Source organism: Paenibacillus sp. 01L418, assembly GCF_056400045.1.
The window spans coordinates 17339-27457 of the sequence record NZ_JBFTSN010000089.1 but is presented as its reverse complement, the minus strand read 5'-3'; the positions used below and the strand labels follow the sequence as shown (position 1 = coordinate 27457).

The following is a 10119-nucleotide window of genomic DNA, read 5'->3' as shown; positions in this document are numbered from 1 at the left end:
TCCTTTATCATGGCGCACTCGCCAACTGAATTAGTATTTGACGAGGGTGTCCGACTTGTTGCCAAGCTAAGCTTAGGTGATTTGATTGAACAATTAAAAGGGAAGCTTTCTTAATGGAGGGAAGAGCGATGACGGAATATCAGCTGTCAGATTTAAAGATTAGCGGAGTTAGCGGTGCCGCAGGTGGAAGCTACGATAACGTATCTATAGATGGTGTTGGCAAAGTAAGCGGACCTATTGTTGCGCGAAGGTTTAAGGGAAATGGACATATACGAATGAAGGCACATCTTACGGCAGATGAGCTTGAAGTTAATGGTACGATGGATGTGAAAGGCAATATGAAATTTGGAAATATGAAGGCGGATGGTTTGCTTACTATCGCGGGCGGAGTTAGCGGCGAAAGCTGTGAATTAAATGGCATGATGAGCATAAAAGGTGATTGTGAGCTAGAGCATTTTACAGGTAAGGGCGGCTTCACGGTTGGCGGCTTGTTCAGTGCGGGCCAGCTGGAATTTCAACTGCAAGGCCAAGGAAAAGCGAATGAGATTGGCGTGGAAAACCTGGTCATCAGGCAGGCAGACGTGGGAATGTGGAATAAATTATTCAGTGGAATTATTCCGAAGCTAAAGCCTGAGCTGCGTGTTGGGGTCATTGAAGGCGACAATATTGATATTGAATTTACAACTGCAGATATCGTTAGGGGTAATGTTGTCATCATTGGTCAGGGCTGCTCGATAGGACGAGTAGAATATCGCTCGAAGCTGTCCGTACATCCCGGCGCTGCAATTATGAAGGAGGAGAAGGTTAGTGACTGAGCCTATACGGAATCCATTGAAAGTATTAGGTGAAACAACGTCAGCGGGCGGGTTTTATCAAAATGTGAATATAACAGGCGAATGTAAATTTAACGGTGATGTGGATTGTGAGAAGCTCAGACTGACGGGAGAAGTCAAGATCGCTGGAAATTTAATTGCGAAAGATATGAAGATAACGGGCGTATGTGCCGTTGATGGCAGCTTAAATGGGCTTAGCTTGCAAGGACGAGGTGAGATGAAGTCAAAAGGAAGAGTTAGAGTAGACAAAATTAAATTAACGGGTCAATTGGATGCAGCAGGTGATTGTGAAGCGGAAGAGCTGCACATAAGTGGCGCAGTAAATATCGATGGATTATTAAGCTCAGATCAGCTGGCTATTAGTATGTTCGGACCTAGCTTTGCCAAAGAGGTCGGAGGCAGCAAAATCAAAATTAAAAGAAGCAAAGTGGGAACATTGCTGAGGCTGATGAAATCGATGGACGGGGTTATATTCAATGCGGGGTTGATCGAGGGCGATAACATCGAGCTTCATTATACGAAGGCAAGTATCGTTAGAGGAGAGAATGTAATTATAGGTATAGACTGCGAAATTGAGACGGTGGAATACCGTGATGAACTGAAAATTCATAAGAGTGCAGTTGTGAAAAACAAGGTAAAACTATGATTTTTTTAATACGCCCTGAACAAAATAAGCTTTCCCTATTTAGGTGGGAGGAAATGAATGCGCCGGCAGAGTGTATGCTTTATATCTGCCGACGCATTTTTTTTATTTTATAGTTTGAATTTGCTAATTAATGTTTGCAGCTGCTTGGACATTTCATTAAGTGATACAGCGGAAGCGCTAATTTCCTTCGTAGAATCGAGCTGTGCATCCGATGCATTAGCGACGTCAATAGCAGCCTTTGAAGAGCTTTCAGCTATAGTTGAGAGCTCCTGAACAGAGGAGGCGACTTCCTCAGAGCCCGCTGACATTTGCTCAGATATGGCTGAAACCTCTTGAATCAGCTGAGCAACATTGTGCGTGGCCGCATATATGGTTTGAAATTTATCTCCCGTCTCCTCCGCGATTAACATGCCTTGTGTTACTTCCTTCGTTCCTTCATCCATGGCATGTACCGCCTGCGTTATTTCTCGTTGAATCTCAAGGATTAATACGCCAATTTGAGTGGCAGCCTGATGGGATTGATCAGCTAGCTTCCTAACTTCGCTTGCGACAACTGCAAATCCTTTTCCCTGTTCGCCGGCTCTGGCTGCTTCAATGGCGGCATTCAGTGCCAATAAGTTGGTCTGTGATGCAATTCCAGCAATGACCTCGACAATTTGCACAATTTCGTTAGAGCGATCGCTTAGCGAGTTGATGGAAGCGGACGATTGTTGAACGGATTGATGGATGCCATCCATCTGATGGATAACTTTCGTAATATAGAGATTGCCTTGTGAGGCTTCCTCAGACATATCCTCAGAGGCAACCGCCATACTAGCTGCGGATTCAGCTACACGCTGTATGCCCACTGCCATTTCCTCCATTGCACGAGAGCTTTCGAAGGCTACCTGTTCCTGCGTTTCTGCGCCAACAGCAACCTGGCGAATGCGGTGTGAAACCTCACTAAGCGACTTCGAATTTTGCTCGGCATTCGTTGCTAGTTCATTCGCTTGAATCGTTGCTTGATGGGCATTTTGCTGTACACCATTAATCATGTCTCGTAAGCTTAATATCATTTCATTGAAACGGGCATTCAATAAGCCTAATTCATCCAGACGATTAGTGGGCAGACTCACATCAAGCTGACCCTCGCTAACTTTACGAAAAGCACCGTTCAACTCTTTAATAGGTGAAAGCAATTTGCGCAGCACAACAATTTGGATAAACAAAATGACGAGAAGCGCTGCTATCAGAACGGACAACGTCCATAGGAGCAGCTCTTTTTTTCCTTCGGAGACGATATCCGCATGAAGATCAATCGCAAATGCCGCAATGACATTGTTCTGCTCATCCATGATGGGATGAACGACGGTTATCCATTGTCCATAACGGTTTGTGTAAATGTCTGTTGTTGCTGCTTTTTTGCTTTCGAGCAACTTTTTCATGACCTTCAGCATGACGGGGGATTGCTCATAAGCGGTGCCCGGCGTGTAGCCGGAGTCAATATAGTCTTGCGGGACGGCTAGCAGAATCGGCGTTTTTCCTTGTGCGATATCAACAGAGTATAAATAGGATTGGGATACACTGTTGTTCGTATTTTGAAAATGTGCTATTTTCCCAATAAGTTTTTTGTGGAGCGGACTGTTTACGTCATGATTTTGGAAAGCTTCTTTAACTTCGGCTAATTCGAATTCACTTGCAGCAAGCGCTGCAAAACCTTCTGCCTGTTGATTTAAGGTTTTGACTAAAACTCGTTCTTGGATAAAATAGCTGGCTGTAATGAGGATAAGCGCAATCAAGACGATGTTCAAACCGGAGAGAAGCAGGTTTTTTCCAAAAAAAGATAGTTTCATTTGTTTAGAATTGCTGATTTGTTTCATCGTTAGGTAAACCCCTTTTCTAAGCAACAGTTATCAAAACAAATAGCCACCATCATTGGCGGTACCGATCTCACCGTCCAATAAAGTGGCTGAATTTATGCAGGTGGAAGTCACTACGTATGTTTAGGCGGAGCGATAATTTCTGCTGCTGGAACACCGGCAATTCCCCAATGGGTGGAGGGGATTTCTGTAACTAAAATGCGAATTCGCTCCTTTGGAGAGTTCAATTCTGCTGCAATGGTCTCTGTTACGCTGGCAATAAGAGACTTTATTTGTTCGGTTGATCTTCCTTCCATCATCTGAATCGTTACGATTGGCATATCTCATGATTCTCCCTTACACGGCAACTTGCTTAGAAGGGGTATTCAAATAGTCGGAAATGTCAATGTAATCGTATCCGTGTGCATCGGCAACCGCTTTATAGGTTACATTGCCCTCAGCAATATTAATACCTCTAGCAATGGCTTTGTTGTCTAGAGCAGCCTGCTTATAGCCTTTGTTGGCAATTTGTACGCCATARGGAATCGTTACATTAGTTAAAGCAATCGTAGAAGTTCGAGCGACGGCACCAGGCATGTTCGCAACGGAATAGTGGATGACACCATGTTTTTCATAGGTAGGATTGCTGTGGGTAGTAATACGGTCCACCGTTTCAATAGAGCCGCCTTGATCGATGGCAACGTCGACGATGACAGACCCCGGCTGCATCGTTTTAACCATTTCCTCCGTAACCAAGCGAGGAGCTCTCGCTCCTGGAATAAGAACAGCACCGATTAAAAGATCAGCCTTTTTTACCGCTTCTGCGATGTTATAGCTATTGGACATTAGCGTTCGAATACGCCCGCCAAACATATCGTCAAGCTGCCGAAGGCGATCTGGACTTACATCGAGTACGGTAACAGAAGCGCCGAATCCGACAGCGATCTTAATCGCATTTGTACCAACGATTCCGCCGCCGATAATGACCACCTCACCAGGCGCTACCCCAGGCACGCCGCCTAATAAAACACCTTTTCCGCCATGCGGCTTCTCAAGGAATTGGGCACCGATCTGGATCGACATTCGTCCGGCAACTTCACTCATCGGCATGAGCAGCGGCAAAGCTCCATTATCGAATTGAATCGTTTCATAGGCGATGGCAACGACCTTGCGATCGACCAAAGCTTTTGTTAACTCTGCTTCTGGAGCAAGGTGAAGATAGGTATATAATAATAAGCCTTCACGAAAATAAACATATTCTTCTGCAAGCGGCTCTTTCACTTTAATAACCATTTCTGCAGACCAGACTTCCTGAGCAGTGGATACAATTTTAGCTCCTGCGGCTAAGTAGTCAGCGTCCGAGAATCCGCTGCCTGCTCCTGCTTGCGCTTCTATCCAAACCTCATGACCATTGTTCAAGAAGGCCGTTACTCCGGCTGGTGCAATTCCGACACGGTTTTCGTTGTTTTTAATTTCTTTTGGAACCCCGATAATCATCTGCTTTTCCATCCCTTCAACCAATTTTGTGCAAACAAGTTGACGCAGCATCAATATAAAATAAATATGACAAAGTGTCAATATTATTGTGCAAGAATGCCAAAAAGGCATACCGAGCCCTTATAAGTAAAGAGCGTCGGTATACATAGTTGTGATGGTATTCGCAATTTCTTCGAGAGAATATTGGTGTCTGTTATGAACAATATCCCATTGATACATTTCATTCGAATAGAACCATTGGCATGCAACGAGCTCTGCTTTTAAGTCTGTTCGAGCTAAACCATGCTGCTGAGAGTAGGTGATGTCAGTCGTTATACTTTGAATAAGCTTGTGTCGTATTTCTTCCCATTTTGTATTTACCGCGGATGAGAGTCCCATAGCTTCAGCAAACACTTTCATCATGTCTCGTTCTGATTCGGCTATTTGGAAGAAGGTGAGTACTTGACTCTTAATGACCTTTTTAGCCTCTTCTTTGGATGTCGGTTGGAAGGAGATATTCGCGATATCAAAAAACTGCTGCATGACGTCTTCCATCAATACGATTAGAAAATCATCTTTTCCGGTAAAATGGGTATAGGCTGTACCATAACCGGTTTTTGCCAATTTAATAATTTGATTAATTGTACTGTTCTGGAAGCCTTCTTTTAAATAAACGGTTCTGGCTGCTTTTAAAAGCTTTTGCCTCGTTTGCTGCGATCTAAGGTGTCGACCATCGATATCTTTTATTTCGTTTTCCATATAGGATCTCAACCTTTCAAGAGAATATTGCCTGTAGAGTACTATACATTCTAGTCGAATGACATCCCTATTGTAAATATAAAAAAGAATGGCGGTTCATCGACTAACATCCAAAATCAAATTTGCATAATTCTTATTGACATGATGTCATAATCATCATAATATGATAGATATCCAAGCTGAAAGTTTACAAAGGATGCACAATTTGTAAGCGGTTTATTTAAATAGTATACCTCATTTGGGATTCGATGGTGTTTTTTTTCAAAAAAACTGACATCTCGTCATCTTTATTCCCAGCACATGCTTTTCTACTTAGAATGATATCCCTTTTATAAGGAGGTTTCAAATCATGCGAATCGATACGCATACGCATATTATACCTGAGCAGCTACCCGATTTTTATCAGAAATACGGGGGAGATCGATGGCCGATATTAAATCGAACATGTACTTGCGGTGCTACGATTATGGTAGCCGGCAAATCATTTCGTGAGGTAACGGATCAAGTATGGAGCCCCAAAAAAAGAATAGAGGATATGGATAGGGAAAACGTTGATATGCAGGTTTTGTCTCCAATTCCGGTTACCTTTTCTTATTGGGCACCATTAGATGAAGCAATAGAGATGTCACGCATTCAGAATGACTTTATAGCTGAAACGGTCGCGCAGCATAGAAACCGTTTTGCCGGGCTCGGTACCGTCCCGATGCAGGACGCTGATGCCGCTATTCGTGAAATGGATCGCTGCATGCATGAGCTTCATTTAAATGGAATTGAAATCGGCTCCAACATAAATGGTAAAAATTTAGACGATCCTTCCTTTATTGCATTTTTCCAAATGGCTGAAGAATGGAAGGTCCCCTTGTTCATTCATCCATGGGAGACACTCGGAAAAGATAGAACGCCAAGGCATAATTTCATGTATACGATAGGCATGCCAAGCGAAACGGCTCTAGCAGCAGCTACTTTTGTTTGGAGCGGCCTAATGGAGAGATTCCCAGATTTGCAGGTTTGTTTTGCTCATGGCGGTGGATCGTTTCCCTATATTCTGCCGAGGCTTGATCAAGGGTGGAACGTATGGCCTCAGCTTCGTTTAACGACACATCCGCCCAGCTATTATGCCAAAAAAATGTTTTATGATTCTTTAGTATTCGATCCTCTTAACCTCAAATTCATGATAGATAGATTTGGTCATAAACAAATTATGATGGGCTCTGATTACCCCTTTTTGCTTAGGGAAGTTCCTCCAGGCCAGGTCATCGAACAAAGCCTCAACTTAACCGAAGAAGAAAAGGCCGCTTTATTTGGCGGAAATGCTGCAAAATTCTTTCGTATCGGAGGTTCACCGCGTGATTCAATTTCGCAAAATAAATAAACATTATGGCTCGAACCACGTCCTGAAAGATATTGATCTAAACATCAAAGAAGGAGAAGTGGTTGTCATCATTGGTCCATCAGGATCTGGCAAAAGCACGCTTCTGCGCTGCATTAACCGATTGGAGAATGTTACTTCTGGAGAACTTGTTGTGAACGGCCATAAAGTGAATGACAAGCACACGAATATTAATGTCATGCGGCAAGAGATTGGAATGGTGTTTCAGCATTTTAATCTATATCCACATAAATCAGTGATCGAGAATATCACGCTTGCTCCTATCAAAGTCCGAGGCATGCCAAAGAACGAGGCTGAGAAGCTGGCTATGTATTACCTTGATAAAGTTGGGATAACGGAGAAAGCAAATGTTTTCCCCTCCAAACTATCAGGTGGTCAGCAGCAAAGGGTAGCTATTGCTAGGGGACTCGCAATGAAGCCCAAAGTCATGCTTTTTGACGAACCGACCTCTGCATTAGATCCTGAAATGGTTGGTGAAGTTTTAGACGTCATGAAAGCGCTAACACGCGAAGGCATGACTATGGTTGTGGTTACGCATGAAATGGGCTTCGCACGTGAAGTAGCCGATCGCGTTATATTCATGGATCAAGGTCAGATCGTTGAAGAAGGAAAACCTGAACATTTCTTTTCCAGTCCAAGTGAAGACAGAACGAGATTGTTTCTTAGTCGAATTCTGGTTCATTAATAAAAGGGAATAAGGGGGATTTACGTATGAAGAAATGGCAGAAGAATCTAAGTATAACGGTTGCATCGGTGTTGCTTACTGTTAGTCTGGCTGGGTGTGGAGGTAAAGCAGAACCGGTATCAGGCAAGGATCAGAAAAAAATTTCCGTCGGAATTGGCGCAGATGCTTTTCCATTTGGTTATGTTGACACGGGAGATAACAAAACCAAAGGTTTTGACCTCGATATTGCAGCAACTATCGTAAAAGACATCACGGGCTCGGAAGACAATATTGAATATGTTGAAGTGAATGGTAAAACAAGAATTCCGATGCTGAAAAATGGCGACATCGATCTGATTGTTCGCACGATGACAATTACAGAAGAGAGAAAGCAGGAAGTGGATTTCTCTGATCCGTATTTCAGTGCCGGGCAATCACTGCTCGTGCCTGAGAATTCAGCGATTACAAGCATTGCAGATTTAAAGGGCAAGAAGGTTATCGCTGTTAAAGGAACGAGAGACGGCAAAGTAATTGAAGAGAAATCACCGGAAGCAGTCGTATCTGAATATGAGAACCTTGGCGAAGCGTTTACGGCGCTTAGCACGGGCAAAGGTGATGTGCTAACGACTGACAATGCTATTTTAATGGGACTTGCCTTGGAAAACCCGGGATATAAACTAGTTGGCGGTGTTATTGAAGATCAGCCATGGGGAATCGCAGTTAGAAAAGGCGATAAAGAAATGCTGGATAAGGTTAATGCTTCGCTAAAAAAATTAAAAGAAACTGGTGAGTACGACAAAATATATGAAAAATGGTTAAAACAAAAACCAGAATAATGGCAGGAGGGGACGAATGCGTTCATTCGTCCCTTTATTTCCTTAGACATCTAGAAGCGGAGAGGACTGAGTTAGATGTTGGATTTTTCAATTTTACTTGAATACAGGGAACAATTTTGGGCTGGTTTTCTAACAACGCTCCAGGTCAGTCTGCTCGCGCTGCTATTAAGTTTAGTGATTGGAACGATCGTTGCCGTCATGAAGATTTCTCCCGTGAAGCCCGTTAAGGGCTTGGCGACGATGTATATTGAATTTATTCAAAATACGCCCTTGCTCATACAAATCTTTTTCTTCTATTTTGGTTTACCGGCGGTAGGGATCCAATTAAATGCCTTTGTAAGCGGAACGCTTGGATTAGCTGTATATTCGGGTGCCTATATTGCAGAAGCGATTAGGGCAGGAATTCAAGCAGTACCTCATGGGCAGGTTGAGGCGGGGCGGGCATCAGGACTTACTTACATTCAAACGATGCGACATATTATTTTGCCGCAGGCGATTAAAGTTGTTATCCCGCCTCTTGGCAATCAATTTCTAAATTTGGTGATGGGATCTGCTATTCTTGGGTCGATATCCGGCAAGGATCTTATGTACTACGGGGACATTATTTCATCGGATACGTTTATTGTATTTGATGTATACATTTTTGTAGCTATTTTCTACTTAATATTGACGCTTCCGCTCAGTCTCTTTATCGGCTATCTAGAACGGAAATTATCGGCGAGCGATTAGAAAGGAGAGCTGTCATGGATTTCATAGGTGCTTACTCAGCGAATAATCTTCTTTACTTACTTAAAGGATTTTTAGTAACGATTGAAGTATCAGCTCTCTCTATTGTATTAGCCTTCGTATTTGGTACGATCATGGGCATTATTAGATATGCCAAAATTCCTATTATTGCGAGAATCATTGCTCTCTATGTAGGTTTAATTCGCAACATTCCGCTTCTGCTCGTCTTTTTCTTTATCTTTTTTGCACTGCCGGAAATTGGCTTAAAGCTGGACGTGTTTACCGCATCAGTAGCGGGCTTAACGGTTTATGCGTCAGCTATGTTATGTGAAATTGTCCGCAGCGGTTTAAATTCCATTTCTAAGGGGCAGGTGGAGGCTGCAAGGGCTTCCGGCTTAACCTATGTCCAAACGATATGGCATATTATTCTCCCGCAAGCGCTAAAACGGATGATTCCGCCAATCGTCAGCGAGTGTACTTCTATTCTCAAAGGCTCTTCGCTTGCTATCGTAATTACACTCCCAGAAATGATGCGAAGTGCACAAATTATTTATAACTATAATGTTAAGTTTGTTATTCCAATTTTATTGTTAGTCGCTATTCTTTACTTCATCGTAAATTATACGCTTTCTTTACTTGCACGAAGATTGGAAAGACGTTTAACGATTTAATTTTGTGTGATCGATAGGGAATGATGACTGAAAATGAGTCTTGGCGAATGGTAATTTCGACAGACTCTTATTTGTCGTTGCAGCTTTTTTTCAGAATAAAAGAATGACAAAAAAATGAAATTAATCATATTGACACTGTGTCATATTCAATATATTGTTAGGTTGATTCTGGAATTACATCTGATGTTTTTGAAGGAGGCTGTTAAAGGGGCTGAATACGTTCGAGCTAAGAACAGCATGAATGTTTTGTCAGGGTTGCTCGATCAGATCAATTGCAAGC

The 10119-nt window shown here is 42.8% G+C and carries 11 protein-coding genes; 7 read left to right on the top strand and 4 right to left on the bottom strand.

Translation table 11 applies throughout. The features are described 5' to 3' along the window. Positions 1-128 precede the first annotated feature (128 nt). A complete protein-coding gene (locus AC1DSE_RS13745; protein WP_441880941.1) occupies positions 129-815 on the top strand; it encodes a hypothetical protein in 687 nt (228 codons plus the stop codon). Next, positions 808-1479 (top strand): hypothetical protein, encoded by a 672-nt coding sequence (locus AC1DSE_RS13740; RefSeq protein ID WP_441880942.1) that lies wholly within the window; start codon positions 808-810, stop codon positions 1477-1479. Before AC1DSE_RS13745 ends, AC1DSE_RS13740 begins: the two co-directional genes overlap by 8 nt. 107 nt (positions 1480-1586) lie before the next feature. Here AC1DSE_RS13740 and AC1DSE_RS13735 read toward each other — a convergent pair whose 3' ends face one another. The 4 genes from AC1DSE_RS13735 to AC1DSE_RS13720 form a co-directional block, all read right to left on the bottom strand. Then, positions 1587-3338, bottom strand: coding sequence for a methyl-accepting chemotaxis protein (locus AC1DSE_RS13735; RefSeq protein WP_441880943.1), 1752 nt, complete (start codon positions 3336-3338; stop codon positions 1587-1589). A gap of 113 nt (positions 3339-3451) precedes the next feature. Then, positions 3452-3658, bottom strand: coding sequence for a 4-oxalocrotonate tautomerase (locus AC1DSE_RS13730; protein WP_441880944.1), 207 nt, complete (start codon positions 3656-3658; stop codon positions 3452-3454). A gap of 16 nt (positions 3659-3674) precedes the next feature. Beyond that, positions 3675-4814 carry an alanine dehydrogenase gene (gene ald / locus AC1DSE_RS13725; RefSeq protein ID WP_339209701.1) on the bottom strand — a complete coding sequence of 380 codons (1140 nt, stop codon included), beginning with the start codon at positions 4812-4814 and terminating at the stop codon, positions 3675-3677. A gap of 120 nt (positions 4815-4934) precedes the next feature. Continuing rightward, positions 4935-5552: a TetR/AcrR family transcriptional regulator gene (locus tag AC1DSE_RS13720; RefSeq protein WP_339203842.1), complete on the bottom strand. Its 618-nt coding sequence runs from the start codon at positions 5550-5552 to the stop codon at positions 4935-4937. A gap of 349 nt (positions 5553-5901) precedes the next feature. On the opposite strand from AC1DSE_RS13720, the gene AC1DSE_RS13715 reads away from it, so the two are divergent. From AC1DSE_RS13715 to AC1DSE_RS13695, 5 genes are all read left to right on the top strand, one after another. Continuing rightward, positions 5902-6924, top strand: coding sequence for an amidohydrolase family protein (locus AC1DSE_RS13715; RefSeq protein ID WP_477511116.1), 1023 nt, complete (start codon positions 5902-5904; stop codon positions 6922-6924). Continuing rightward, positions 6899-7627 (top strand): amino acid ABC transporter ATP-binding protein, encoded by a 729-nt coding sequence (locus AC1DSE_RS13710; protein WP_441961881.1) that lies wholly within the window; start codon positions 6899-6901, stop codon positions 7625-7627. Before AC1DSE_RS13715 ends, AC1DSE_RS13710 begins: the two co-directional genes overlap by 26 nt. Before the next feature lie 26 nt (positions 7628-7653). Continuing rightward, entirely contained in the window at positions 7654-8442 is a 789-nt protein-coding gene (locus AC1DSE_RS13705; RefSeq protein ID WP_477511115.1) for a transporter substrate-binding domain-containing protein, read from the top strand. Between the two features lie 75 nt (positions 8443-8517). Then, entirely contained in the window at positions 8518-9171 is a 654-nt protein-coding gene (locus AC1DSE_RS13700; RefSeq protein ID WP_441880947.1) for an amino acid ABC transporter permease, read from the top strand. Between the two features lie 14 nt (positions 9172-9185). Next, the gene (locus AC1DSE_RS13695; RefSeq protein WP_477511114.1) at positions 9186-9839 is read left to right on the top strand and encodes an amino acid ABC transporter permease; all 654 of its coding nucleotides are present in this window, start codon (positions 9186-9188) and stop codon (positions 9837-9839) included. The last annotated feature ends 280 nt before the right edge of the window (positions 9840-10119 follow it).

Excerpts from the sequence above, each read along its gene's own strand:
- AC1DSE_RS13745 (WP_441880941.1), top strand. The coding sequence starts at position 129 with ATGACGGAATATCAGCTGTCAGATTTAAAGATTAGCGGAGTTAGCGGT.
- AC1DSE_RS13735 (WP_441880943.1), bottom strand. The coding sequence starts at position 3,338 with ATGAAACAAATCAGCAATTCTAAACAAATGAAACTATCTTTTTTTGGA.
- AC1DSE_RS13730 (WP_441880944.1), bottom strand. The coding sequence starts at position 3,658 with ATGCCAATCGTAACGATTCAGATGATGGAAGGAAGATCAACCGAACAA.
- AC1DSE_RS13720 (WP_339203842.1), bottom strand. The coding sequence starts at position 5,552 with ATGGAAAACGAAATAAAAGATATCGATGGTCGACACCTTAGATCGCAG.
- AC1DSE_RS13715 (WP_477511116.1), top strand. The coding sequence starts at position 5,902 with ATGCGAATCGATACGCATACGCATATTATACCTGAGCAGCTACCCGAT.
- AC1DSE_RS13705 (WP_477511115.1), top strand. The coding sequence starts at position 7,654 with ATGAAGAAATGGCAGAAGAATCTAAGTATAACGGTTGCATCGGTGTTG.
- AC1DSE_RS13700 (WP_441880947.1), top strand. The coding sequence starts at position 8,518 with ATGTTGGATTTTTCAATTTTACTTGAATACAGGGAACAATTTTGGGCT.
- AC1DSE_RS13695 (WP_477511114.1), top strand. The coding sequence starts at position 9,186 with ATGGATTTCATAGGTGCTTACTCAGCGAATAATCTTCTTTACTTACTT.